Origin of the sequence: Micromonospora sp. NPDC049645, assembly GCF_040675155.1 — a bacterium.
Classification (GTDB): Bacteria; Actinomycetota; Actinomycetes; order Mycobacteriales; family Micromonosporaceae; genus Micromonospora.
Genome location: NZ_JBFAOI010000013.1, coordinates 135,856 through 161,252 on the forward strand (window position 1 = coordinate 135,856; position 25,397 = coordinate 161,252).

Annotated in this window: 21 protein-coding genes; 8 read left to right on the plus strand and 13 right to left on the minus strand. The window is 72.5% G+C overall.

The window, feature by feature from the left end:
- The 5 genes from AB0J33_RS25320 (at position 1) to AB0J33_RS25340 (ending at position 5,601) form a co-directional block, all read left to right on the plus strand.
- A complete protein-coding gene (locus tag AB0J33_RS25320) occupies positions 1–603 on the plus strand; it encodes a PadR family transcriptional regulator (protein ID WP_363616569.1) in 603 nt (200 codons plus the stop codon).
- A complete protein-coding gene (locus AB0J33_RS25325; protein WP_363616571.1) occupies positions 576–1,334 on the plus strand; it encodes an ABC transporter ATP-binding protein in 759 nt (252 codons plus the stop codon). The genes AB0J33_RS25320 and AB0J33_RS25325 overlap by 28 nt, the downstream gene beginning before the upstream one ends.
- Positions 1,331–4,108, plus strand: coding sequence for an FtsX-like permease family protein (locus AB0J33_RS25330; protein ID WP_363616573.1), 2,778 nt, complete (start codon positions 1,331–1,333; stop codon positions 4,106–4,108). The genes AB0J33_RS25325 and AB0J33_RS25330 overlap by 4 nt, the downstream gene beginning before the upstream one ends.
- Positions 4,109–4,212: 104 nt before the next feature.
- Positions 4,213–4,713, plus strand: coding sequence for a nitroreductase/quinone reductase family protein (locus AB0J33_RS25335; RefSeq protein WP_363616575.1), 501 nt, complete (start codon positions 4,213–4,215; stop codon positions 4,711–4,713).
- A gap of 150 nt (positions 4,714–4,863) precedes the next feature.
- Positions 4,864–5,601 carry a nucleotidyltransferase domain-containing protein gene (locus tag AB0J33_RS25340; protein ID WP_363616577.1) on the plus strand — a complete coding sequence of 246 codons (738 nt, stop codon included), beginning with the start codon at positions 4,864–4,866 and terminating at the stop codon, positions 5,599–5,601.
- A gap of 6 nt (positions 5,602–5,607) precedes the next feature.
- On the opposite strand, the gene AB0J33_RS25345 is transcribed toward AB0J33_RS25340, so the two are convergent.
- Both AB0J33_RS25345 and map read right to left on the minus strand, forming a co-directional pair.
- On the minus strand, positions 5,608–6,321 hold the full coding sequence (locus tag AB0J33_RS25345) for a VIT1/CCC1 transporter family protein (RefSeq protein ID WP_363616579.1): 714 nt from the start codon (positions 6,319–6,321) through the stop codon (positions 5,608–5,610).
- A gap of 114 nt (positions 6,322–6,435) precedes the next feature.
- Positions 6,436–7,293: a type I methionyl aminopeptidase gene (gene map / locus AB0J33_RS25350; RefSeq protein WP_363616581.1), complete on the minus strand. Its 858-nt coding sequence runs from the start codon at positions 7,291–7,293 to the stop codon at positions 6,436–6,438.
- A gap of 95 nt (positions 7,294–7,388) precedes the next feature.
- On the opposite strand from map, the gene AB0J33_RS25355 reads away from it, so the two are divergent.
- Positions 7,389–7,703 (plus strand): STAS domain-containing protein, encoded by a 315-nt coding sequence (locus AB0J33_RS25355; protein ID WP_363616583.1) that lies wholly within the window; start codon positions 7,389–7,391, stop codon positions 7,701–7,703.
- A gap of 28 nt (positions 7,704–7,731) precedes the next feature.
- Here AB0J33_RS25355 and AB0J33_RS25360 read toward each other — a convergent pair whose 3' ends face one another.
- From AB0J33_RS25360 to pcaF, 11 genes are all read right to left on the minus strand, one after another.
- Positions 7,732–11,391: a SpoIIE family protein phosphatase gene (locus tag AB0J33_RS25360; RefSeq protein WP_363616585.1), complete on the minus strand. Its 3,660-nt coding sequence runs from the start codon at positions 11,389–11,391 to the stop codon at positions 7,732–7,734.
- A 192-nt stretch (positions 11,392–11,583) separates the two neighbouring features.
- Positions 11,584–12,135 (minus strand): pyridoxamine 5'-phosphate oxidase family protein, encoded by a 552-nt coding sequence (locus AB0J33_RS25365; RefSeq protein ID WP_363616587.1) that lies wholly within the window; start codon positions 12,133–12,135, stop codon positions 11,584–11,586.
- A 47-nt stretch (positions 12,136–12,182) separates the two neighbouring features.
- The gene (locus tag AB0J33_RS25370; RefSeq protein WP_363616589.1) at positions 12,183–12,866 is read right to left on the minus strand and encodes a gamma-glutamyl-gamma-aminobutyrate hydrolase family protein; all 684 of its coding nucleotides are present in this window, start codon (positions 12,864–12,866) and stop codon (positions 12,183–12,185) included.
- A gap of 65 nt (positions 12,867–12,931) precedes the next feature.
- Positions 12,932–13,699: a 3-oxoacyl-ACP reductase gene (locus AB0J33_RS25375; RefSeq protein ID WP_363616591.1), complete on the minus strand. Its 768-nt coding sequence runs from the start codon at positions 13,697–13,699 to the stop codon at positions 12,932–12,934.
- 5 nt (positions 13,700–13,704) lie between these two features.
- Positions 13,705–15,060, minus strand: a complete 1,356-nt coding sequence (locus AB0J33_RS25380) for an aldehyde dehydrogenase family protein (protein ID WP_363616593.1) — start codon at positions 15,058–15,060, stop codon at positions 13,705–13,707.
- Between the two features lie 118 nt (positions 15,061–15,178).
- Entirely contained in the window at positions 15,179–16,543 is a 1,365-nt protein-coding gene (locus AB0J33_RS25385) for a glutamine synthetase family protein (protein WP_363616595.1), read from the minus strand.
- 114 nt (positions 16,544–16,657) lie between these two features.
- Positions 16,658–18,241, minus strand: a complete 1,584-nt coding sequence (locus tag AB0J33_RS25390; protein WP_363616597.1) for an amino acid permease — start codon at positions 18,239–18,241, stop codon at positions 16,658–16,660.
- A 408-nt stretch (positions 18,242–18,649) separates the two neighbouring features.
- The gene (locus tag AB0J33_RS25395) at positions 18,650–19,150 is read right to left on the minus strand and encodes a DUF456 domain-containing protein (protein ID WP_363616599.1); all 501 of its coding nucleotides are present in this window, start codon (positions 19,148–19,150) and stop codon (positions 18,650–18,652) included.
- A 46-nt stretch (positions 19,151–19,196) separates the two neighbouring features.
- The gene (locus tag AB0J33_RS25400; RefSeq protein WP_363616601.1) at positions 19,197–21,359 is read right to left on the minus strand and encodes an EAL domain-containing protein; all 2,163 of its coding nucleotides are present in this window, start codon (positions 21,357–21,359) and stop codon (positions 19,197–19,199) included.
- Between the two features lie 4 nt (positions 21,360–21,363).
- Positions 21,364–22,176, minus strand: a complete 813-nt coding sequence (locus tag AB0J33_RS25405; protein ID WP_363616603.1) for an SAM-dependent methyltransferase — start codon at positions 22,174–22,176, stop codon at positions 21,364–21,366.
- A 110-nt stretch (positions 22,177–22,286) separates the two neighbouring features.
- Positions 22,287–23,492, minus strand: a complete 1,206-nt coding sequence (gene pcaF, locus AB0J33_RS25410; protein WP_363616605.1) for a 3-oxoadipyl-CoA thiolase — start codon at positions 23,490–23,492, stop codon at positions 22,287–22,289.
- 104 nt (positions 23,493–23,596) lie between these two features.
- Between pcaF and AB0J33_RS25415 the strand changes: the two genes are divergently transcribed.
- Positions 23,597–24,562, plus strand: a complete 966-nt coding sequence (locus tag AB0J33_RS25415) for a glutathione S-transferase C-terminal domain-containing protein (RefSeq protein WP_363616607.1) — start codon at positions 23,597–23,599, stop codon at positions 24,560–24,562.
- On the plus strand, positions 24,555–25,238 hold the full coding sequence (locus tag AB0J33_RS25420; RefSeq protein ID WP_363616609.1) for a DUF998 domain-containing protein: 684 nt from the start codon (positions 24,555–24,557) through the stop codon (positions 25,236–25,238). Before AB0J33_RS25415 ends, AB0J33_RS25420 begins: the two co-directional genes overlap by 8 nt.
- Positions 25,239–25,397 lie beyond the last annotated feature (159 nt).

Sequence of the window (25,397 nt, forward strand, 5' to 3'; positions counted from 1 at the left end):
ATGTCCATCCGTCACGGGTTGCTCGCCCTGCTCGAACGCGGCCAGATGTACGGCTACCAGCTGCGCGCCGCGTTCGAGGAGTCGACCGGCTCGACCTGGCCCCTGAACATCGGGCAGGTCTACACCACCCTGGCCCGGTTGGAACGCGACGGTCTGGTCCGCCCGCTGCCGGAGAGCGAGGCCGGGCAGCGCCCGTACGAGATCACCGACGCCGGACGGGCGGATCTGGCGCTGTGGTTCGCCACCCCGATCAGCCGCACCGACCGCCCCCGCGACGAGCTGGCGATCAAGCTGGCGTTGGCGCTGACCACCCCCGGGGTCGACGTCCGCTCGGTGGTGCAGGCCCAGCGCAGCGCGACGATGCGGGCCCTGCAGGAGCTGACCCGGTTGAAGTACGGGAGCGAACGACCGGAGGACCTGCCCTGGCGCCTCGTGCTGGACTCGATGGTGTTCCAGGCCGAGGCCGAGGTGCGCTGGCTGGACCACTGCGAGACCAGTCTGGTGCGACACCAGCCCAGTGGCCCGGCGCCTCCCGCTCCCCGACCCGCTGACGCCGACGCGCGGGACGCGGCACGATGGGCCGGCGAGGAGGCGCGACGGTGAGCGGGTCGGACGACGCGGTGCTGGAGCTACGCGCCGTCCACCGCACCCACGGCGCCGGACCGGCGGCGGTGCACGCGCTGCGCGGCGTCAGCCTGGTCGTACGGCCCGGCGAGCTGGTCGCCGTGATGGGGCCGTCCGGCTCCGGTAAGTCGACGTTGCTGGCTCTCGCCGGTGGGCTGGACCGTCCGTCCGGCGGTGAGGTCCGGGTCGAGGGGCAACCGCTGGCGGCATTGGACCGTCGCGGGTTGGCCCAGCTGCGCCGACGCCGGATCGGCTACATCTTCCAACAGCTCAACCTGCTGGGCAGTCTGAGCGCCCTGGAGAACGTGGCACTCCCGCTGGAGCTGGACGGCACCAGTGGACGGCGGGCCCGCGCGCTGGCCAAGATCGCGCTCACCGAGGTGGGCCTGCCCGCGCTCAGTGACCGCTTCCCCGACCAGCTCTCCGGCGGGCAGCAGCAGCGGGTGGCCATCGCCCGCGCGCTGGTGGGCGAACGACGGTTGGTGCTCGCCGACGAGCCAACCGGGGCACTGGACTCGCAGACCGGTGAGGCGGTCCTGCACCTGCTGCGCCGCCGGATCGACGCCGGGGCCGCCGGGGTGCTGGTCACCCATGAGGCGCGACACGCGGGCTGGGCGGACCGGGTGGTGTTCCTGCGCGACGGCGTACTTGTCGACACGACGGCACCGCTGGGCAGCGTCGAGCAGCTGCTGTCCGGCAGCGACCGGTGACCGTCCGCCGTACGACGCGGGCCCCTGGTCGGGTCGACACCCCCACGGCCGCACCGGTCCCACCGCCGGCCCGGATCGGCCGACGGCGGTTCGCCGAGCTGACCGGCTCCTGGCGGGCGGCGCTGCGGATCGCCCGGCGGGAGTCCCGCCGCTTCCCTCGGCGGACCGTCCTGGTGCTCGCGATGATCGCCCTGCCGGTGGCGGTGCTGGCCTTCCTGGCCGCGAGTTACGACATGGCCGAGCTGACCCCGTCCGAACGCGTCGACCGCCGGCTCGGTGTCGCCGACGCGCAGTTGCAGTGGATCGCCAACGCCCCGGTGGGGCAGGACGAGTGGGGTGAGGGCTGGTACACCCGCGACGGCGAACCTCCCGCGATGGTCACCGCGGCCCAGCTGACCGCACTCCTCGGGCCGGGCAGCCGGGTCACCGAGGTGCGTCCGTACGTCCCGCTGACGCTGCGCGGTCCGGACCGCGACGAGGACGTGGACGGGCGGGTGCTGGACCTCACCGACCCGTTGGCGCGCGGGCTCGTGCGGTTCCGGGCCGGGCGGGCGCCGCAGCAACCCGGCGAGGTCGCGGTCAGCCCGGCGGCGCTGCGTCGCCTGGGTCTGCGCCTCGGCCACGCGGTGGCCGCCGCCGACGGGAGCAGGGCGTACACGGTGGTGGGGGTGGTCGAGTTCCCCGACGACCTCGGGCCGGTCGTGGCGCTGCACCCGGGGGCCGCGCCGCCGAACGGCCCGGAGCCGGACAGCATCTGGCTGGCGGACCTGCCCAGACCCGTGGACGCCGCACTGAGGTCCCGGCTCAACGACCGGGGAGTGGTGGTCTCCGCCCGACACCCGATCGGCGCCGGGTCCGGAACGCAGCGGACGCGGCTCGGCTCGATCAGCGGAAGCGACACCAACGACCTGAGCACCGTCGTCCTGATCGCCGGCCTCGGGCTGCTGGAGGTCGTCCTGCTGGTCGGGCCGGCGTTCGCCGTCGGCGTCCGTCGCCGACGGCGGGATCTGGCGCTGGTCGCGGTGGCCGGCGGGGACGCCGCCCAGCTTCGCCGGGTCGTGCTGGCCGACGGCGTGGTGCTGGGGGTGCTGGGCGCCGCCGCCGGTCTCCTCGTCGGCGTCGGCGCGGCGTTCGCCGGTCGCCCGCTGGTCGAGCAGTACGTCTTCGGCGCCCGCTTCGGCGGCTACCGCTGCTGGCCGACCGCGCTGGTGCTGCTCGGTGGCGTCGCGGTGCTGGCCGGAGTGCTCGCCGCGCTGGCACCGGCCTGGACCGCCGCCCGGCAGGACGTCAGCGCCGGGCTCGCCGGACGACGCACCCCGGCGGCGTCCCCGGGTCGGTGGCTGGCCCTCGGGTTGGCGCTGGTGACCGGTGGGGCGGGGCTGGCGGCGTTCGGGGCGACCCGGACCTCCCCGGCGGTGATCCTCACCGGGCTGATCCTCGGCGAGTTGGGCCTGGTGTGCTGCACGCCCACGCTGATCGGGGCGCTCGCCCGCCTCGGCCGGGTGCTGCCACTGGCGCCCCGGATCGCGTTGCGCGACGCCAGCCGCAACCGGGCCGCCGCGGCACCGGCCATCTGCGCCGTGATGGCCGCCGTCGCGAGCAGCGTGGCGCTCGGCGGTTACCTGGCCAGCGACGGCGCCCGCGACGCCCAGGGCTACCAGCCGGTGCTGCCGACCGGTCACGTGCTGGTCAACCCGAACGATCCGGCCCGGCAGCCCACGCTGGCCCAGGTCGTCGACGCGGCCCGGAGTCAGCTCGGGGTCAGCGCGGTCGTACCGGTGCAGACGCCGAGCTGCGGAACGGCGGGCACCGGCTACTGCGACATCGCACCGGTGCTCCCGCCCGAGCAGGTGTGCCCCTGGCAGCCCGGGGATCGCCTCTCCGAGTCGCACCGCCAGCAGGCCCGAGCCGACCCTCGCTGTCGGATCCGCGAGTCCGACCACTTCGGCGGCTGGGTGGCCCCCGGTGTCGACGACGGGACCGCGTTACCGCTGCTCACCGGTGCGGATCCGGCGACGTCCGCCGCCGCCACCGCGGTGCTGCGCGCCGGCGGCGTGGTGGTGACCGACCCGCGCTACCTGCACGACGGTCTGGTGACCGTGCGGGTCAGTGAGGTGGACGCCGGGTTGGACCGACCGACCACCGCCCGCGACTTCCCGGGGTACGCGCTGCCCCGGGCGACCGGCCAGTCCCGCCTGCTGCTGTCCGCCGCGGCGGCCCGACAGCTCGGCCTCACCTGGTCCTCGACGGGCTGGGTGATCGGCACCACGACCGCGCCCGACGACAAGGAACAGGAGCGGTTCGTCTCCGCCCTGCGGCCCTTCGGGACGCTCAGCCTGAGCGTGGAGTACGGCGGCGCTCCGCGCGACATGTCGCCGCTGCTTCTGCTGCTCGCGGCGGCCGCCGGTCTGATCACGGTGGGAGCGGCGGGCATCGCCACCGCGCTCGCCGCCGCCGAGGGGCGCGCGGAGTTGACCACCCTCGCGGCCGTCGGCGCGGCGCCGGCGGTACGCCGGCTGCTGGCGATCTGCCAGGCCGGCGTGATCGCCGGTCTCGGCTCGGTGCTCGGCATCGTGGCCGGGCTCGGCACCGACGCCATCGTGCTGATCTCGGTGAACCGACAGTACGCCAGCGCCTGGCCGATACCCGATCCGTATCCTTTCCTGGTGCCGTGGCCGGCGCTCGGGGTCCTGGTGCTGGTGCCGGTGGTGGCGATGCTCGGGGCGGGCCTGTTCACCCGGGCCCGGCTGCCGATCGAACGGCGACTGGACTGACCGTGCGGCTGGCGGGGCCGGTCGACGATCCGGCGCCCGGCCGGTCGACGATCCGGCGCGTACGGGGGTGCCGGCGGGACCGGGCAACCGGCAGACTGATCCGTGTGTCAGTGCTCAGAAACGTCGTCCGTCGAGCCGGCCATCATCGCTGGTTCGGTGCCGCCGCGCGCCTGCTGGTTCCGGCCGACCGGGTGGTCGGTCGACTCACCCGGGGGCGGGTGGTCGCGCTCGGCCTGCTCCCCTCTTTGGTGATCACCACGACGGGACGCCGGTCCGGTAAGCCCCGCAGTAATCCGCTGCTCTACGTGCCCGACGGCGACGCATACGTGGTGATCGGCTCCAACTGGGGGCAGACCCACCACCCCGGCTGGGCCATGAACCTGCTCGCCGATCCGGCCGCCGAGGTGGACGTGAAGGGCCGGCGGGTCGCGGTGCGCGCCGAGCCGGCGACCGGCGCCGAACGGGACCGGTTGTGGCAGCTGCTGGTCGCCGCGTGGCCCGCGTACCGCACCTACGTGCAGCGGGCCGGCGGCCGGGAGATCCGCATCTTCCGGCTGGTACCGACCGGGCGCGGCGTGCCCGCCGGCCCGCAGTCGGCTGGCTAGGCTGACGCTTCGTAGCGAACGAAGGCGGACCCGTGAGCGCGAGGAGTGAGCCGGGGTTGCGAGCCCCGCAGTCGCGAACAAAGGCGGACCCGTGAGCGCGAGGAGTGAGCCGGGGTTGCGAGCCCCGCAGTCGCGAACAAAGGCGGACCCGTGAGCGCGAGCAGCGAACAGGGCGGTGGGTACCGGGGCCTCGACGATCGACGGTGGACGGTCGCGGAGCGGGTCGCCGAGGCGGCTCGGCGACGGTTTCCGGCCGAGGTGCTCGCGATCGCGGTGCACGGGCCTCTGGCACACGGTGACGACGACGGCGGTGGGGACCACGAGGCGGGCATGTTGGTGGTCACCTACCAGCCCGGGACAGGTCCGCCGCCGGCGACCCGCCGGGTGGACGGTGTGCTTGTCGATCTGACCGTCGCTGCCGCCGACGACTACCTGGCCCAGGCTCGGGTGCTCTCCCCGCTGTGGCCGCTGACCGCCGACAGGTACGTCACCACGCAGGCGTTACACGATCCGACGGGCTGGTTGCGGACGCTGCGCGACGAGCATCTCGGCCGGTTGGCTCGGGCCCGGCCGGCGGAGTTCAGCACCGCGGCCCGGCAGGCGTGGTACAGGGGAAGCGCGGCGCACTCCCGTGCTGCCCGGCTCGCCGAGTGGTACGAGACGGACCAGGCGCTGCTGATGCTCGGGGAGGCCCGGCTGGCGGCGGCCACGGTGACCGGTCTGTTGAGTCGCACCTACTTCCGTGACCCGGGGGACGCGGTGCGGCGCACCGGGTTGGCCGGCGCGGACATGACCGAGGTGGGCGCGGTGCTGGCCCGGCAGGCCGAGGAGTTGGCCGCCCGTGGTCGGGCGGTCGACGGCACGGTCGACGAGCTGCTCAGCGCCTGAGGCGCGTCACAGCCCACCCGGCACGCCGATCAGCGAGCCGATCAGGTAGGTGGCACCGGCCGCCGCGGCGCCCAGCAGCAGTTGGCGCAGCCCGCTGGTCCACCAGGGACGGCGGGTGAAGCGGGCCACCACGGCACCGGCGGCGAACAGCCCGAGCCCGCCGACGGCGAGCGCCAGCCACAGCGCGGTGGCGCCGAGCAGGTAGGGCAACAGCGGGACCAGCGCGCCGACGGAGAAGAACAGGAACGACGAGATCGCCGCGGCCCACGGGCTGGGCTGGTCGTCGGGGTCGACGCCCAACTCCTCGCGGACATGCACCCGCAGCGCCTCCTCCGGGTCGCGCCGCACCGCCTCGGCGACCTGGGTGGCGAGATCCCGGGGCAGGCCCCGGGCGACCCACGCGTCGGCCAACTCCCGGGCCTCCGCCTCCGGGTGCCGTTCCAGCTCCCGTCGTTCCTTGGCCACCTCGGCGGCGACCTGCTCGTTGGCGGAGCGCACGCTGGTGTACTCGCCCAGCCCCATCGAGATCGCACCGGCCACCAGGCCGGCGGTGCCGGTGAGCACGATGTTGTGGGGCGACACCCCGCCGCCGCCGACACCGGCGATCAGGGCGATGTTGGTGACCAGGCCGTCCATCGCGCCGAAGACGGCCGGGCGCAGCCAGCCGCCGGAGACGTCCGCGTGGTGCGCCTCGCGCAGCGCCGCCGGGGTGTCGGTCACGGCGCCAGCCCTTCGTTCGCGACTGCGGGACTACGCTTCGCCGCGTTCCTCGCGCTCACGGCGCCAGCCCTTCGTTCGCGACTGCGGGACTTCGCTTCGCTGCGTTCCTCGCGCTCACGGGAGGGTCAGGATTTCGTGGCCGTCGTCGGTCACCACGATGGTGTGCTCGAACTGTGCCGTCCACTTCCGGTCCTTGGTGACCACGGTCCACCCGTCGTCCCACATGTCGTACTGGTAGGTGCCGAGGGTGATCATCGGCTCGATCGTGAACGTCATGCCCGGCTCCATGATGTCGGTGGGGCGCGGGCTGTCGTAGTGCGGCACGTACAGGCCGCTGTGGAATGCCTCGCCGATGCCGTGGCCGGTGAAGTCGCGGACCACGCCGTAGCCGAACCGCTTGGCGTACGACTCGATGACGCGGCCCACCACGTTGATCTGCCGACCCGGGGCGACGGCGCGGATGCCGCGCATCATCGCCTCGTGGGTCCGCTCGACCAGCAGCCGGGCCTCCTCGCTGACCGCACCGACGCAGAAGGTGGCGTCGGTGTCGCCGTGCACCCCACCGATGTACGCGGTCACGTCGACGTTGATGATGTCGCCGTCCTCCAGGACCGTGGAGTCCGGGATACCGTGGCAGATGACCTCGTTGAGGCTGGTGCAGCAGGACTTCGGGAAGCCCTTGTAGCCGAGCGTCGACGGGTACGCGCCGTGGTCGCAGAGGAACTCGTGCACCACCTTGTCGATCTCGTCGGTGGTCACGCCGGGCTTGCAGTGTTCGCCGGCCAGCTGGGTCGCCTGGGCGGCGAGCCGGCTGGCGATCCGCATCTTCTCGATGGTCTCCGGCGTCTGCACGTGCGAGCCACGCCACTGGAGCGGGCGCTTCTTGCCCACGTACTCCGGGCGGGCGATCTGGGGTGGCACCGGTCGCATCGGGGAGAGCGTGCCTGGTGTCAGCGGCGGACGGACGGTCATGCCGCAAGCCTATCGCCGGGGCCGCTGGTGACCCGCGCCACGGCCGTCCGGTGGGGGTTGTTGCCCTGCCAGGGTGGCTGTGCCATGGTGTCTGCGTGGATCAAGGGGGAGCACCGCCCGTCTTCTCCGCCAGCGCGGAGATCGATGGTGATCACCTCCACGTGGTGGTGGCCGGTGAGGTCGACATGGCGACCGCGGACACGATGCTCCAGACCGCGTTGCGCGAACCCGCCAGGAAGATCACCCTCGACCTGAGTGCGGTCACCTTCTTCGACTCGGCCGCCATCCACGCCCTGGTCCGGCTCGCCCAGCAGTTTTCCGGCACGCTCACCGTTCGTCCGTCCCGACAGGTGCGTCGCGTGCTGGAGATCTCCGGCCTCGGCGAGCAGAGCTGGCTCGAACCGGCCTGAGACGCCCCGGCCGCCGTCGGACGCGCGGTCAGTCCCGCAGCTGCCGGCGCAGCGTCACCTCGGTGCCCTCATCGGTACGCCGTACCGACAGCTCGCCCAGCGCCCTGATCAGGGCCAGGCCGCGACCCCGGAAGCCGGAGCCGGTCGACTCCCGCCACTGCCCGCTGTCGCGCACCGTGGCCGTCACCGTCCGACCCTCGATGGCAACCTCCACGCTGATCATGGCCTCGGCGGGGTGCACCGGGTGCTCGATGGCGTTGGCGGCGGCCTCGGAGACGGCGACGGTCAGGTCGAACAGGTCGGTCTCACCCACGGCATGCGCGACCAGGAAGTCCTCCAGCCGCTTGCGCAGCACGCTGAGCCGGGTCGGGTCCGCCGGCAGCCGCAGCGCGAAGCGGTTCAGCTCCGCCGCCTCCAGGGCGAGGACCGCCACGTCGTCGCGGCGCGGTCGACCGGAGACCCGCTCCACCACCGCGTCGATCAGGTCCGCCACGTGCTCGCTCGGGCCGGCCGCGTCGACACGCAGCTGGGCCAGCGCCGCGTCGATGCCGAGCTGACGGTCCTCGATCAGCCCGTCGGTGTAGAGCAGCAGCCGACTACCGGCCGGCAACTCACCCTCGACCGACTCGTACGTCGCGCCGGGGAGCGCGCCGACCGGCGGGCCGAGCGCCCGGTTGTGCAGGAACGCCACATCGCCTCCGGTGATCAACAGTGGGGACGGGTGACCGGCGCTCGCGAACCGTAGCCGACCGGTGCGGGGGTTGAACAGCAGGCACACCACGGTCGCGAAGGATCGGCCCTCGGTGGAGCCGACCAGCCGGTTGAGCCGGGTCAGCGACTCACCCGGATCGAAACCCTCCAGCACGTACGCCCGCAGCGCGTTGCGCAGTTGCCCCATCGCGGCGGCGGCCCGGACACCCTTACCGACCACGTCGCCGATGACCAGCACCAGTTCGTCACCGTTCAGGGCGATCGCGTCGTACCAGTCGCCGCCGACCTCGACGTCGGCGCTGCCGGGCAGGTAGCGGCTGGCCACCACCGCGCCGGGCAACTGCGGCAGCGACCGGGGTAGCAGGCTGTGCTGCAGGGTGGTGGCGATGCGGTGTTCGGCCTCGTAGAGCTGGGCGTTCTCCAGGCGCACCCCGACCAGCCGGGCCAGCTGGGTCAACGCGGCATCGTCGGCCTGCGCCTCGTCACCGGCCGCCCGCCAGACCCGCAGCTCACCGAGCCGCTCACCGGTGGTGCCGGTCAGCTCGGCCACGAAGGACGGATCGGTGGCGGTGGTGCCGCCGGCGTCCGCCTCGGAGCGCGTCTCGGCCGCGGTGACCACCACCCGCGCCGCCTCGGCGAGGCTCAACGCGTGCCGGGCGGCGACCTGGAGCACGTCGGCGGTGGATCGGGCGGTGTTCACGGCCACCGCCGCGTCGGCGAGCGCCCGGAGCCGGCGGATGATCTGCCCGCGCAGCTGACCCAGCTCCACGTTGGCCCGCACCCGGGCGATCAGCTCCTGCCCGGAGAACGGCTTGGTGAGGTAGTCGTCGGCGCCGACGGAGAGACCGGCGACGGCCTCCGCGGAGCCGGCGCGGGCGGAGAGCAGGACGATCGGCACATGCCGGGTACGCGAATCCGCGCGCAATGCGCTCACCAGCCCGAACCCGTCCAGCCGAGGCATCATCACGTCGGTGAGCACCAGATCGAACCCGCCCTCGCGGGCCAGCGGCAGGGCTTCGAGCCCGTCGTTCGCGGTGACCACGTCCCAGGTCGGTGAGAGCAGCCGGATGACGTGCTCCTGCAGATCGACGTTGTCGTCGACGACCAGGATCCGGCCGGCCGGGGTACGCGTCGCCGGCTGACGGTCGAGCTCGGGTGTCGGCGCGACACCGGCCCACAGCGCGGTCTCCGCCACGAAGAGCCGGGCCTGCTCGGGCTCGCCCAGGGGCAGCGGGTCGAACGCCGCCACCCGGTCCGCCGGCAGGTGCGCCGAGCCGAACGGAACGGTCACCGTGAAGGTGCTGCCCTCGTCGACCTGGCTGGTCAACCCGACCTCACCGCCGTGCATCTCGACCAGCTCCCGGACCAGCGCGAGGCCGATGCCGGTGCCCTCGTGGGTGCGCGCCCGCACCCCGGCCACCCGGTGGAACCGTTCGAAGACGTGCGGCAACTCGTCCGGCACGATGCCGATGCCGGTGTCCGTCACCTCCAGTCGGGCCGCGCCTTCCACGGCCCGGACCCGCACCCGGATCTCGCCGTCGAAGGTGAACTTGACCGCGTTCGACACCAGGTTGAGGACGATCTTCTCCCACATGTCCCGGTCGACGAAGACCGGCGTCGACAGCGGCGGACAGTCCACCACCAGTCGCAACCCGGCCCGGTCGGTGGCCGAGCGGAAGGTACTGGCCAGCCGGGCGGTGTAACCGGCGAGGTCGGTGGGCTGGTAGCGGGCGGCGAGCCGACCGGATTCCAGTCGGGAGAAGTCCAGCACGGTGTTGACCAGCTTGAGCAGGCGCAGCGCGTTGCGGTGCATCATGGTGAGCCGGTCGGTCTCGGCGGCGGGCCGCTCCGGGTCGGCCAGCATGTCCTCCAGCGGGCCGAGCACCAGGGTCAGCGGGGTGCGGAACTCGTGGCTGACGTTGGCGAAGAAGTTGGTCTTCGCCCGGTCCAGCACGGCCAACTCGGCGGCGCGAGCCCGTTCCTGCTCGTACGCCCGCTGAGCGCCGACCGCCCGGGAGATCTGGGCGGCGACCAGGCCGAGGAAGTCGCGGTAGTCGTCGCCGAGCGGCAGTTGACGCGCCACGCCGACGACCAGCGCGCCGACCGTCTGGTTGGTCGCCGTGAGCGGCAGCACCAGCGCGTGGTCGGCGGCGTCGTCCGGCAACACGTCGAGCAGACCGGCCACCTCGACGGCCCCCGGCGCGCCATCGGCGGTCAACCGGGCCAGCATCTGCGAGGTCGCATCGCTGGAGGGCGGGGTGGTGCCGGTGCAACCGGCCAGGGTGAGCTGGCCGCTGTCGTCGGCCAGATAGATCAGGGCGAACGGCACGTCCGCCCGGTGCCGGCTGAGCACCCCGGCGGCGGTCCGCCCCAGTTCCACGGCGCTGAAGATGTCACTCAGCTCGGCGCCCAGTTCGGAGAGCGCGCGCAGCCGGCGCTCGCCGAGCACCCGCCCGGTGGTCTCGCTGACAATGCAGTAGACGCCACTGACCGAACCGTCGTCACCGCGGATCGGGTCGTACGAGACGTTGAAGTAGGTCTGCTCGACGAAGCCGTGCCGGTTCAACAGGAAGGGGTGATCCTCGCCGCGATAGGAGCGCCCGGTGCTGCGGACACCGTCGAGCAGCGGACCGAGCACCGCCCAGGTCTCCGCCCAGTGGGTGCGGGCCGGCTGGCCGATCACGTCCGGGTGCTTGTCGCCGATGGTCGGCCGGTAGGCGTCGTTGTAGAAGGCGCGTTGCTCGTCGCCCCAGAACATGACGATCGGCGCGCTGGAGGCGAGCATCATGCCGACCGCGCTGGACAGCGCCGGGGGCCACTGACCGGGCTCACCCAGGGGGCCGGAGGACCAGTCGAAGCGGGCCAGCCGGTCGCCCATCTCGCCGCCGGCCGCGAACGCGGCCGCCAGCATCGGAGGGGTCTCACGGCCGGACAGGTCGGCATGCCCGACGTCCGCGCCCCCCTGGGCCGAGCTCATGCAGCCTCCCGCTCCGGCCGTACCCCTCGACCGTTGATCTTCACCCGCCGTGCTCCGACTTGTACCCCAGCGGACCAGCAACGTAACGCATCACGACACGTGGACGCTGGTTACGCACACCTGAGCCGTCAGGCACCGGACAGTGCGCACGGTTGGGGGCGTCGAACGGCGGTGGCTGGGCGCGCCGACGAGTCAGAAGACAGGCAGCCCATCGATGCTCGCGGCGTTCTTGGTGGCCCGGTAAACCACCAGGTCGTCGGCGCTGCGGCGGGAGTGTGAGGTGAGTAACAGATCACGTTCGGCCCGGAAATCCATCAACGGCACCGCGTAGCCGCAGGAGTCGCTGACCCGCTCCACCTCGACCGTGATGACCGCGCGGACGGCGTGCACGTCCGGCGGCGCGGGAAACTCGGCGAGCCGATCGGCGAAGGCATCCTCGGTGACCGCGACGCTGCTGCCCCGGCCGTGCAACCGGACGATCTTCGGCGGCCCGTCGAAGGCACAGAACATCAGCGTGATCCGACCGTTGTCCCGCAGGTGGGCGATCGTCTCCGCGCCGCTGCCGTGGTAGTCGAGATAGGCCACCCGGTGCGGGCCGAGGATCACGAAGGTGCCCCGCATGCCCTTCGGCGACACGTTGACGTGCCCCTCGGCACCGGACGGCGCGGTAGCCACGAAGAAAAGCGGCTGAGCCGCGATGAAGTCACGCAGACGACCGTCGATCTCCGGATAGACCTTGCCCATGCGCCGATCCTCCCACCGGCCCCGGCGACCGACGGCGGCGATCTCAGTCACACCCGCTGGCCGGCGGCCCGTACCAGCGCGGTGATCGGGCGGGGATCGCGTTCATTCTCCGGATGCCACTGCACCCCGAGCACGAACGGCAGGGCCGGATCCTCCACCGCCTCGATCACCCCGTCCCCCGCCCAGCCGGTCACCGTGAGCCGCCCCGGATCGGCGACCGCCTGATGGTGGTACGAGTTGACCCGGTCGACTCCCGCCAACACCCTCGCGGCCAGGCTTTTCGGGGCGAATCGCACCGGGTGGGCGCCGTACACGCCGGGCGCCGGGCGGTGCGCCTCGTGCCCCACCACGTCGGGCAGGTGCTGGTGCAGGGTGCCGCCGTACGCGACCGCCAGCAACTGCATCCCCCGGCACACGCCCAGCACCGGCAGTTCGGCGGCGAGCGCGGCGGCCAACAGGGTCAGCTCACCGGCGTCCCGGTCCGGCCGATCCTCGGTACGCGGATCGGGCGGCTGGCCGTACCGCCCCGGGCCGACGTCCGCGCCACCGGCCAGCAGCAGCCCGTCGAGGACCGCCAGCACGTCCGCGTCCACGTCGTCCGGCGGTAGGACCACCGCCCGACCACCCGCTACCGTCACCGCCCGGGTGTACGCCTCCGGCACCAGCACCGCCCGCACACCCCGCCAGGCCGCCCAGTCGGCGGGCTCGACGTACGCGCTGACCCCGATCAACGGCCTCCTCGGCGCCGGAATCGTTCGCCACTGCGGGGCTCGCAAACCCGGCTCACTCCTCGCGCTCACAGGGGAGTGACGTAGGCGCCCGTGATGCCTCCGTCGACCACGAACTGCGCGGCGGTCATGAACGAGGCGTCGTCGCTGGCCAGGAACGCCACCGCGGCGGCGATCTCCTCCGGTTGCCCGAACCGACCCATCGGCACGTGCACCAGCCGACGGGCGGCCCGCTCCGGGTCGGCGGCGAACAGCTCCAGCAGCAACGGCGTGGCCACCGGGCCCGGACAGAGCGCGTTGACCCGGATGCCCTCGCGGGCGAACTGCACCCCCAACTCCCGGGTCATCGCCAGCACCCCGCCCTTGCTCGCGGTGTACGCGATCTGCGACGTGGCCGCTCCCATCAACGCCACGAACGAGGCGGTGTTGATGATCGACCCCTTGCCCTGCCGACGCATGTGCGGGATGGCGTACTTGCAGCACAGGTAGACGCTCGTGGTGTTGACCCGCAACACCCGCTCCCACGCGTCCAGACCGGTGTCCAGAATGGAGTCGTCGTCCGGCGGTGAGATGCCGGCGTTGTTGAAGGCGATGTCCACCCGGCCGTGCCGGTCGACCACCCCGTCGAACAGGTCGCGTACCGCCGACTCGTCGGCCACGTCGGTGGCCACGAACTCGCCGCCGCACTCCTCGGCGGCCTTCGAACCGGCCGCCGCGTCGATGTCCACGCAGACCACCCGGGCCCCCTCGGCGGCGAACCGCCGCACGGTGGCCAACCCGATGCCGCTGCCCGCTCCGGTGACCACGGCCACCCGGTCCTGCAACCGACCCTGCACTGGCGTCACTCCTCTGTCGCGATGAACACGTTCTTGACGTCCGTGAAGGAGTGCAACGCGTCCGGGCCCAGCTCACGGCCGAGCCCGGACCGCTTCATCCCGCCGAACGGGGTCCAGTAGCGCACCGAGGAGTGCGAGTTGACGCTGAGGTTGCCCGCCTCGACGGCGCGGGCCAGGCGCAGGGCCCGACCCACGTCCCGGGTCCAGATCGAGCCGGACAGGCCGTACTCGGTGTCGTTGGCGAGCCGGACCGCGTCGGCTTCGTCGTCGAACGGCAGCACCGAGACGACCGGGCCGAAGACCTCTTCGCGCCAGTGCCGGTCGGCCGGCGAGTCGGCCAGCAGCACGGTGGGCGCGTGCCAGAAGCCGGAGCCGTCGGGGCAGGAGCCGGTGAAGGCGACGGTCGCCCCGGTCAGGTAACCGGCGACCCGGTCCCGATGGGCCGCCGAGATCAGCGGACCCATTTCGGCGGTGTCCCGGGACGGGTCCTCGACCCGCACCGCGCGGACCGCCGGTTCGAGCAGTTCCAGGAACCGGTCGTACACCGAACGCTGGACCAGGATCCGCGACCGCGCGCAGCAGTCCTGGCCGGCGTTGTCGAAGACCGCGCCCGGCGCGGTCGCGGCGGCGCGTTCCAGGTCGGCGTCCGCGAACACGATGTTCGCGCTCTTGCCGCCCAACTCCAGGGTGAGTCGCTTCACCTGGGCGGCGCAGCCGGCCATGATCCGGGTGCCGACCTCGGTGGAGCCGGTGAAGCAGACCTTGCGGACCGCCGGGTGACTGACGAACCGCTCCCCCACCACCGAGCCCTCGCCCGGGATCACGGTGAACACGTCCTCGGGCAGACCGGCCTCGCGGGCCAGGTCGGCCAGGCGCAGGGCGGTGAGCGGGGTGAGTTCGGCGGGCTTGAGCACCACGGTGTTGCCGGCGGCGAGGGCCGGGACGAAGCCCCAGGCGGCGATCGGCATCGGGAAGTTCCAGGGCACGATCACGCCGACCACGCCGAGTGGCTCGTGGAAGGTGACGTCCAGCCCGCCGGGCACCGGGATCTGCCGTCCGGTCAGCCGCTCGGGCGCGCCGGCGTAGTAGTCCAGGACGTCGCGGACGTTGCCGGCCTCCCACCGGGCGTTGCCGATGGTGTGCCCGGAGTTGCGTACCTCCAGCAGGGCCAACTCGTCCACATGCGCGTCGACGACGGTGGCGAACCGGCGCAACAACCGCGCCCGGTCCCCCGCCCCCACCTTCCGCCAGGTCTCGAACGCCCGGGCCGCCCGGGAAATAGCCGAATCGACCTCGTCCAGGGATGCCCCCCGAACCTCCCGAAACCCGACCCCCGAAGCCGGATCAACAACCACCGTCACGTCCCCCACCCCCCTCGCCGCCGATCATGGAGTTGTGGTGCCTCGCGTAAGCCGCAATCCACCGCACTCCGGCCACCACAACTCCATGATCGACCCCGGACATCGCGGTCGGGCGCCCTCAGAGGCGCTCGAAGCCACGGGTCAGCTCCCAGTCCGTCACCGCCGCGTCGTACGCGGCGATCTCCACCCTTGCCTGGTTGGCGTAGTGCGCCACCACCTCTCCGCCGAACGCCTCGCGGGCCACCGCCGAGTCTTCCCAGAGGGCCAGGGCGTCGCGCAGGGTGCCGGGGACGCGCTCGGCCTCCGGGTCGTCGTACGCGTTGCCGGTGCACTCCGCACCCAGCTCCAACTCGCCGTCGATGCCGTGCAGCGCCCCGGCGACCAGCCCGGCGATCGCCAGGTACGGGTTGACGTCCGCGCCCGGCACCCGGTTCTCCACCCGCATGCCCTGCCCGTGCCCGACCACCCGCAACGCGCAGGTGCGGTTGTCCACCCCCCAGCGCAGCGCGGTCGGGGCGAACGAACCCGGCTGGTAGCGCTTGTAGGAGTTGATGTTCGGGGCGAAGAGCAGGCTGAACTCCCGCATGGTGGCCAACAGCCCGGCGAGCACCCGCTGCCCGGTCGGCGACAGGTGCGCCGGGCCGTCGCCGAGCATTGCCGACGAGCCGGATGAGTCCCGCAGCGAGAAGTGGATGTGGCAGGAGTTGCCCTCCCGCTCGTTCGGCTTGGCCATGAAGGTGATCGCCATCCCCTCCTGGGCGGCGATCTCCTTGGCACCGTTCTTGTAGATCACGTGGTGGTCGGCGCAGGCCACCGCCTCGTCGTACCGGAAGGCGATCTCGTGTTGCCCGAGGTTGCACTCGCCCTTGGCGCTCTCCGGGGTGAGGCCGGCGGCGGCCATCTCGACGCGGATGCGGCGCAGCAGCGGCTCCACTCGGGCGGTGCCGAGCAGCGAGTAGTCGACGTTGTACTGGTTGGCCGGGGTGAGGTCCCGGTAGCCGCGCTGCCAGGCGTCCTCGTACGAGTCACGGAACAGCACGAACTCCAACTCGGTGCCGGCGTACGCGGTCAGCCCGTGCTCGGCCAGCCGGTCCAGCTGTCGGCGCAGGATCTGCCGGGGCGAGGCGACCACGTCACCGGAGCCGTCGAGCCAGGTCAGGTCGGCCAGCAGCATCGCCGAGCCGGGCTGCCAGGGCATCCGGCGCAACGTGGCGAAGTCCGGCACCATCGCGAAGTCGCCGTAGCCGCGATCCCAGCTCGACATCGCGTACCCGTCGACGGTGTTCATGTCGACGTCCACGGCGAGCAGGTAGTTGCAACCCTCGCTGCCGTTGGCGACCACCTGGTCGAGGAAGTAGGGCGCGTGGAACCGCTTGCCCTGCAATCGGCCCTGCATGTCGACGAGGGCCAGCACCACCGTGTCGATCTCACCCTCGGCGACGGCCACCCGCAGTTGTTCCAGCGTGAGCGGAGCTTTCCTCATTCGCGGGCCTCCATCACCAAGGTCTACTGGCAAACCGGATCACCGTCAATGCCCCCGGCGGCAGGTACGGCAAACCCGGCGGGACGGCGGCGCCGCCGTCCCGCCGGGTGCCGGTCAGGCCGGGCCGTCGACCGCCGCCGGGTCGGCCGCCGCGGGTTGCTCGACGGTACGGACCGGGCCGGTGAACCACCTGCGGGCCGAGGCGTACCACCAGACGGCGACCACCAGCAGCACCCCGCCGACGGCCAGCGGCGCGTAGTTCACCGCGGACCAGGTGAACCCCTCGTTGCCGGGCACGCCGGCGGGCACGATCGGCAGCACGAAGTAGACGGCGATGATCGCGATCTCGATCACCGCGACCCAGCCCAGCAGCTTGTACCTGCGACCGAGCGTCCACGGCCCGGGCACGAACCGGTCGCCCATCCGCAGGCGCAGCGCGATCGGGATGAGGAACGACAGGTAGAGCCCGAGCACCGCGACGGAGACGACCGCGTAGAAGGCGATCGGGATGCCGGCGGAGCTTTCGTACAGCGCCGGCAGGGTGAGCACCAGGCCGGCGAAGGTCGCGCCGATGATCGCGTTGACCGGGGTGCCGTTGCGGTCGACCTTCGACCAGAGCCGCCATCCGGGCACCGCCCGGTCGCGGCTGAACGCGTACGCCATCCGGCTCATCGACGTCACGCAGCTCATGCCGCAGAAGAACTGACCGATGGTCGAGATGATGATGACGACCTTGAAGAAGACCGGGGTGAGCGCGGACTCGAAAATGGCCCCGGAGAAGCCACCCGCGGCGTTGACCGCCTCGACGTCGGTGGCCGCGAAGAGGAACGCCAGCAGCAGGATCCAGCCGCCGACCGCCGAATAGAAGATCGACTGCCAGAGTCCGCGGGCAGCCGCCTGCGACGCGCCCCGGGTCTCCTCGGAGACGTGGGCGCAGGCGTCGAAGCCGGTGATCGTGTACTGGGTCAGCAGGAAACCCAGCGGCAGCACGTAGAACCAGAACGTCAGCCCACCGATGTCGCCGTCACCGAAGCCGGAGTTGTTGAACCGCTCGGTGAACACGAACTGGAAGCTCTGGTGGTTGTCCGGCACCAGAACCAGGATGGCCACCACGACGGCCGCGCCGGCCACGTGCCACCAGACCGAGACGTTCTGGAGTACGTCGATGATCCGGTGCCCGTAGATGTTGATCAGCCCGTGCAGCACCAGGATGATCACGAAGAGGACGAACGCCTGCCGCAGCGTCCCGGCCCAGCCGTCGAAGAGTGCCGACAGGGTGAGGTTGAGGAACGTCGCGCAGCCGTAGTCGACCGAGGCGGTGACCGCCACCAGGCCGATCAGGTTCAGCCAGCCGGTGAACCAGCCGTGCACCGGGCGGCCCATCGTGGCCGCCCACCAGTAGATCCCGCCCGCCGTCGGGTACGCCGACACCAGCTCCGCCATGCAGAAACCGATGATCAGGATGAACAGTGAGATCAGCGGCCAGCCCCAGGAGATGGCGACCGGCCCGCCGTTGTTCCACGCCTGACCGAAGGTGGTGAAGCAGCCGGCCAGGATCGAGATGATCGAGAACGAGATGGCGAAGTTGGAGAAGCCACTCCACTTGCGGCGCAGCTCCTGTTTGTAGCCGAGTTCGGCGAGCCGTCGGGCGTCGTCGTCCATCGGTTGCTCGGCGGTCGGCACGGGCGTCGTGGCCACTGCACACCTCCCTGAGGTGGTTCCGCGTGCGAGTGGGCAAAGTGTCGTCCCGGCCGATCAAGGCGGTCAATACGTAGTCGGTGGGAATCTCACCGCCGTCGGCCTAAATGCGTTGCCGTCCGGCCGCCCCGGCCCGCATCCTGGACCGGTGACCAGGCCCGATCAGGGCCCACCCCGGGCGCTCGGACCGCCCGACCACGGTGGCGCGGGGCACGCCTCTCTCTCACGTACGGCGCTGCGCCGTACCCGACAGTGCCCCGCGCCCCCTTCCCCTCGTGATCAAGAGCTTTGCGTCAAACGGGGCCCGAATTCTGACGCGAACCTCTTGATCAACGCGGGGGCGGAGGGGGAGGGGGAGGGGGGAGGGGGAGGGCGGGAGGGGGAGGGCGGGAGGGAGAGGAGGGGGCGTCAGGTCAGGAGGAGGCCGGCTACCCAGAGGGCGGCCACCAGGAGGCCGGCCAGGAACTCGACGAGCATCGACAGGCCGGCGGCCTTCAGGGCCTGCAGGGTGGACGGCCAGGCGAGTTGGTTGCTGCCCAGCCGCAGCCGTTCCGCCGCCCACACCCCGGCGACGAAGCCGAGCACCAGCCCCACGATCGGCACCACGAAGAACCCGATGATGCCGAGCACCCCACCGGCGAGCAGCGTGGACGTCGGCACGCCGGTGCGCTTCAGGTTCCGGCCCGGCCACGCGTACTTGATCACGGTGCCGCCGGCGGTGACCAGGGTGGCGGCGGCGAACACCGCCCAACCGCCCGGGCCGGCACCGCCGAAGACCGCCCAGACCAGCACCCCACCCCAGCACAGCGGCAGCGCCGGCAGGCCGGGCACCACCACGCCGGCCAACCCGGCCAGGATGGCCAGCCCGGCCACCACGGTCACCGCCGTCTGCGAGTCCGTCAGGTCCACGCCGTCGCCTTCCGTCGCCACCACCCGGGCCGGAACGGTGGCCCGCTCACGCCAGCACCCCGTCGCGGAGCCGGGCGGTTATCGCGTCGGCCGGGACCGGCGCGCCGAAGTATCGGCCCTGCCCGGTGTCGCAGCGCAGCGCCCGCAGCCGTTCCGCCTGCACGCCCGTCTCCACCGCCTCGGCCGTCACCCACAACTCCAGGGCGTGCGCCAACCGGACCAACGCGTCGACGATCCGTTCGTCGCGGTGGTCGGCCACCACGTCGGTGCCGTCCGCGCGGATGCCCTCCACGAACGGGCCGGCGAGCTTCAGGCAGTGGATCGGCAACCGCCGCAGGTACGCCAGGTTGGAGTACCCGGTGCCGAAGTCGTCCACGGCCAGCCGGACGCCGAGCGCGGCGAGCCGGTGCAGGCTACGCAGCGGCTCACCGGCGCTGCCCATCACCGCGCTCTCGGTCAGCTCCAGTTGGAGCAGCTCCGCGGGCAGCCCGCTGGTGTGCAGGGCGTCGGCCACGGTGTCCACGATGGTCGGCTCGTCGGCCTGCCGCGCCGCCAGGTTGACACTGACCACGAGCCTGGCGTCGGGGAACTCCCGCCACCATCGCTGGGCGTCCGCGCAGGCCTGCCGCAGCACCCACTCGCCGAGCCGGACGATCAGGCCGGTCTCCTCGGCGAGGCCGATGAACCGGTCCGGCCCGATCAGGCCCAGCTCCGGGTGCTCCCACCGGACCAGCGCCTCCACCGCGAGCATGCTGCCCTCCAGCAGCGACACGATCGGCTGGTAGTGCAGCACGAACTCGCCCCGGTCCAGCGCGGCGGGCAGCCCGGCGACCAGCGCCGAGCGGGCGATGTCGCGGGCGCCGCGCTCGGGGTCGTAGAGCGCCCACCGGCCCCGACCCGCCGCCTTGGCCCAGTAGAGCGTGGTGTCCGCCGCCTTCATCAGCTCAGACGCGCTGGTCTCCGAGATGGGGCACTGCACGATGCCGACACTTGCCGAGACGGCCAACTGGTGGTCACCGACGTGCACCGGAGCCGCGACGGCGGCCAGCGCGGCCTCCGCGACCGCGATCGCGTCGTCGGTGTCGTCGCCACCGTCGACGAGGATCACGAATTCGTCGCCACCCATCCGGGCGACCAGGTGGCCGTGGTCGGCCACGCACTCGGCCAACCTCCGGCCGATCATCACCAGCAGCCGGTCACCGAGGTCGTGGCCGAGACTGTCGTTGATCGCCTTGAAGCCGTCCAGGTCGAGGAAGCACACCCCGACCCGCTGCCCGGCGCCCGCGGTGTCGAGCACCCGCCCCAACGTCTCGAAGAACAGCGTCCGGTTCGGCAGCCCGGTCAGCGGGTCGTGCAGCGCCTGGAACCGCAGCCGCTGCTGGAGTTCGTACCGCTCGGTGATGTCTTCGATCATCGCGACGGTGAAACGGGGTCGGCCCTCGTGCCGGATCAGGGAGACGGCCAGATCCGTCCAGACCACGCTGCCGTCCTTGCGGTAATAGCGCTTCTCCACCCGGGCCGCGTCATGCTTGCCCTCGATCAGCTCCTGGTACAGCTCCCACATCCCGACGGCGTCGTCGGCGTGGAACAGCCCCGCCACGTTGATCTCGCGCAATTCCTCGATCGAGTAGCCGAGCATGTCGGCGAACGCCTGGTTGACGTCGATGATCCGACCGTCCACGCCGGCGATCCCGATCCCGATCGCCGCGCCGGTGAACACCGCCCGGAACCGGGCCTCGCTCTCGCGCAGCGCCTGCTCGACCTCGTCGCGCGCCTGCCAGGCCGACCGGGCGATCCGCTCCTGCTGGCTGAACGTGCGGTCGCGCAGCGCGCGGGCGAACCCGGCGGCCAGCCCGCCCTGCAGCGCCGCGATCCGGTCGGCGAGGTCCGCCGGTCGGTCACCGTCGCCCAGGACCTGGCGGGAGAAGTCCGCACCGAGCGCGTGCAGCGTCCAGTCGAGGGCCTGCGGCTCGGTGAGGTGCGCCTCCACCAGCGCCCGCCCGATCTCCTCGGCCGGACGGGCGGTGAAGGGCTCCGCCCGCACCGTCTGGGCCAGCCGGATGGTGTGCACCAGCAGCAGCCGCTCGGTCTCGGCCAAGCTGAGCGGCACGAAACCGAGACGGCGAACCGCGCGGGCCCACTCGGCGGCGTACCCCTGGGCGTCGGCCCGGCCGGCGGCGACCCCTGCGGGGTCCGGGACGGCGGCCACGGAATCAGCCGGCGGGCTGGTCGTACCGGGCGACGCCCCCGAAGGCGCCGAACCGTTCCGGGTGCTCGTCCACGTCGGACGGTGCGTCGGGGCGCCAGAGCGGCATGTGCACCACGCCCGGCTCCAGAACCGTCCAGTCGCCGAAGAAGCCGGTGACCTGTGCGCGGGAGCGCAGGGTGATCTCGGTGTCGGTCCGGGCGGAGAGGCGTTGCGCGTCCAGCATCTCCTGCGGCTGATCCTCGAAGGTGGAGTGCGAGATGACCAGGAAGCTGCCCGGCGCGGCGACGTCCCGCAGGGCGGCCAGGATCTCCTCGGGACGGTCCGCGTCCGGGATGAAGTGCACCACCCCGGCCAGCAGTATGCCCATCGGTCGACCGAAGTCGATCAGCCCGAGCTGTCGGGTCTCGGCGAGGATCCGCTCCGGCTCCCGCAGGTCGGCGTGGATGACCCCGGTCAGCTCGTTGCCGGCGAGCAGTTCGCGGCTGTGCGCGACGGCCACCGGGTCGATGTCGACGTACACCACGCGGGCCTTGGGGTTCACCCCCTGCGCCACCTCGTGCACGTTGCCCACGGTGGGAATTCCGGAGCCGATGTCGAGGAACTGGTCGATGCCCGCGTCGAGCAGCACCCGGACGGCCCGGCGGAGGAACTCCCGGCCCGAGCGCATGGTGGCCGCGAGATTCGGGGTCATGCTGGCGATCTGCTCGGCCAGCCGCCGGTCGATCTCGAAGTTGTGCGCCCCACCCAGAAAGTAGTCGTACACCCGGGCCGCGCTCGGCCTGGTCAGATCGATCTCGGTCGGCAGTCCGTCCGGCATCAGCGTGCTCCCCAGTTCATCGCCGCGGCGCGGGACGGCACCGGTGCCGGTGCGTGCCGCGGGCACGCGCGAGCACCGGTCGACCCGCGGGTCGTGTGGTGTGGACCACTCTAGGCGGCTGACTCCAGCAACAGCGAGATGCCTTGACCAACGCCGATGCACATGGTGGCCAGAGCCCGCCGGCCCCCGCGGCGGCGCAGCTCCAGCGCGGCGGTCAACGCCAGCCGCGCGCCGCTGGCGCCGAGCGGATGCCCCAGCGCGATCGCGCCGCCGTTCGGGTTGACGTGGTCGGCGTCCACCGGCAACCCCAACTCGCGCAACACCGCCACGGACTGCGCGGCGAACGCCTCGTTCAGCTCCACCACGTCCACCGCGCCCAACTCGACGCCGACGCGGTCGAGCAGCTTGCGGGTGGCCGGCACCGGGCCGATGCCCATGATCCGGGGTGGCACGCCGGCCGCCGCCGCGCCACCGATCCGGGCCAGCGGCGTCAGGCCGTACCGAGCGACCGCCGCCTCGCTGGCCACCAGCAACGCGACCGCGCCGTCGTTGACGCCCGAGGAGTTGCCGGCGGTCACCGTGCCGCCGTCGCGGAACGGGGTGGGCAGCGCGGCCAGCTTCGCGAGCGTGGTCTCCCGGGGGTGCTCGTCGACCTCGACCAGCCGGGTCTCCCGGCGACCGGCCGGCACGGACACCGCCACGATCTCCTCGGCGAAGCGGCCGTCGGCCTGCGCCTTCGCCGCGCGCTGCTGTGAGCGGTACGCGAAGGCGTCCTGCTCGGCCCGGCTGACGCCGTACTCGGCGGCCACGTTCTCCGCCGTCTCCGGCATCGAGTCCACCCCCCACCCGTCGCGCATCAACGGGTTCACCAACCGCCAACCGAGGGTGGTGTCGTACACCTCGGCCGAGCGGGAGTACGCCGACGTCGCCTTCGGCATGACGAACGGTGCCCGGCTCATGCTCTCCACTCCCCCGGCGATCACCAGCTCCGCGTCCCCGGCGACGATGGATCGGGCGGCGGTGGCGAGCGCGTCCAGGCCCGAGCCGCAGAGCCGGTTGACCGTGCTGCCCGGCACCCCCTCGGGCAGGCCGGCCAGCAGCGCCGCCATCCGGGCCACGTTGCGGTTGTCCTCGCCGGCCTGGTTGGCGCAGCCGAGCACCACGTCGTCCACCCGCGCCCAGTCCACCGACGGGTGGCGGGCGACCAGCTCACGGATCACGTGGGCGGCCAGGTCGTCGGGGCGGACGCCGGCCAGTGCGCCCGCGTACCGGCCGATCGGGGTGCGGACACCGGCCACCAGGTATGCCACGGTCATCGCGAGTCCTTAGGGGTGCAGACGGCGGGGGTGGGGCACGCCCACCGGGTCGCGAGGGCTGCCGGCGCCAGGATATCCGCGCCGGCAGCGGATAGGTTGACGGCATGGCTCGGGCCCAGTTCAGCGCAGAGACCAGCGGCGGCGGCGCGTTCGTCCGCCAGCCGAACCGGTTCACCGGTCGGGTCACCGCCGATTCGACCTCGCCGCCGGGCGGCGGCCCGGACGAGCAGGACCGCTGGCCCCTGGAGGCCGGCCGCTACCGGCTCATCTGGTGCCGGGCCTGCCCGTGGGCGCACCGGGCGCGGATCGTGCGCGGTCTGCTCGGGCTGGACGACGCGATCTCGCTGGGCACCGTCGACCCGATCCGGGACGAGCGCGGCTGGGCCTTCGCCCTCGACCCGGACGGCTTCGACCCGGTCCTCGGCGTGAGCTTCCTGTCCGAGGCGTACCTGGCCACCGACCCGGACTACACCGGCCGGGTGACCGTGCCGGCGCTTGTCGACACCCGGACCGGCCGGGTGGTCACCAACGACTACCCGCAGCTCACCCTCGACTTCTCGACCGAGTGGCGATCGCTGCACCGGGCCGGGGCGCCGGACCTCTACCCGGAGGCGCTGCGCCCGGAGATGGACGCGCTGATGGCCGAGATCCACACCGACGTGAACAACGGCGTCTACCGGTGCGGGTTCGCCACCTCACAGGCGGCGTACGACGAGGCGTTCCGGGCGCTCTTCGCCCGGTTGGACGTGCTCTCCGAACGGCTGGCCGGGCAGCGCTACCTGATGGGCGACGCGATCACCGAGGCCGACGTGCGGCTGTTCACCACGCTGGTCCGCTTCGACGCCGCGTACCACGGGCACTTCAAGTGCAACCGCGACAAGCTGACCGAGATGCCGGTGCTCTGGGCGTACGCCCGGGACCTGTTCCAGACGCCGGGTTTCGGCGAGACCGTGGACTTCGACCACATCAAGCGGCACTACTACGGCACGCACCGGGAGATCAACCCCAGCGGCATCGTGCCGCTCGGGCCGGACGAGTCCGGCTGGGGCATCCCGCACGGGCGTGGCTGAGCCGGGCGGGCCGGCCGTCACGACCGCGTCGACCGCCCGCGGCGACGTCGCCCGCCGCGCCGCCGGGTCCGCGGGCGCAGGCTGCATCGTCGCCGGTGCGGTGGCGGTGACCCTCGCCGTGGTCGCCGGTCCCGGTCCAGGGCTCACCGGGTACGTCAGTGAGGCGGGCATCGCCGGCAGCGAGCACGCCTCGACGTACCGGATCGGGATTCTGGCCCTCGCCGGCGCGTTGCTGCTGATCGGCGCGGCGCTGCCCCCTGGGGTGTGGGCGGCGGCCCCGGCGTTGCTCGCCACCGGGGCGGTGTTCACCGCCGTGTCCGGCGCGGTGACCTGCTCCGACGGCTGCCCGCTGCCGCCGTTCGAGCGGGCGACGGCGGCGGATCTGGTGCACGGCGGCGCGAGCATCGGGGCGACCGCGGCGGTGGTCTTCGCCATGATCACGCTCGCCGTGTCGGCGTCGGCCGGCGCGACGGTCCGCCGGCTGGCCGGCGTGGCCGCCGCGTTGGCGCTGCCGCTCTGCGCCGCGGTGGGGCTGGCGATGCTCGTCATCGGCCGGGGCCCGGTGGTGGGCGTGCTGGAACGGCTGATCCTCACCGTGGCGGTGCTGTGGGGCCTGAGCACCGCCACCACGCTGGCCCTCTGTAAGGAGCCTCACCCCGTCGGGTCCTTCCGATGAGCGGAAATCGGCGTATCGTCGGCCAACGATGACCAACGTCTGGGGCCTCACTGTCCGCCTGTATGTCGATCTCCGACTGCAGGCCAGTGGCATCTGTCCGGGCTAGCCGCGTTCCCACGCCTACCCCGATCGGACCGGACAATTGGATACATCCTCATG

What these genes read in the sequence shown, in the direction of transcription:
- AB0J33_RS25320 (WP_363616569.1), top strand. Translation starts at nt 1, where the DNA reads ATGTCCATCCGTCACGGGTTGCTCGCCCTGCTCGAACGCGGCCAGATG.
- AB0J33_RS25325 (WP_363616571.1), top strand. Translation starts at nt 576, where the DNA reads ATGGGCCGGCGAGGAGGCGCGACGGTGAGCGGGTCGGACGACGCGGTG.
- map (WP_363616581.1), bottom strand. Translation starts at nt 7,293, where the DNA reads ATGACCGTCCGTCCGCCGCTGACACCAGGCACGCTCTCCCCGATGCGA.
- AB0J33_RS25360 (WP_363616585.1), bottom strand. Translation starts at nt 11,391, where the DNA reads ATGAGCTCGGCCCAGGGGGGCGCGGACGTCGGGCATGCCGACCTGTCC.
- AB0J33_RS25365 (WP_363616587.1), bottom strand. Translation starts at nt 12,135, where the DNA reads ATGGGCAAGGTCTATCCGGAGATCGACGGTCGTCTGCGTGACTTCATC.
- AB0J33_RS25385 (WP_363616595.1), bottom strand. Translation starts at nt 16,543, where the DNA reads ATGAGGAAAGCTCCGCTCACGCTGGAACAACTGCGGGTGGCCGTCGCC.
- AB0J33_RS25405 (WP_363616603.1), bottom strand. Translation starts at nt 22,176, where the DNA reads ATGCCGGACGGACTGCCGACCGAGATCGATCTGACCAGGCCGAGCGCG.
- pcaF (WP_363616605.1), bottom strand. Translation starts at nt 23,492, where the DNA reads ATGACCGTGGCATACCTGGTGGCCGGTGTCCGCACCCCGATCGGCCGG.
- AB0J33_RS25415 (WP_363616607.1), top strand. Translation starts at nt 23,597, where the DNA reads ATGGCTCGGGCCCAGTTCAGCGCAGAGACCAGCGGCGGCGGCGCGTTC.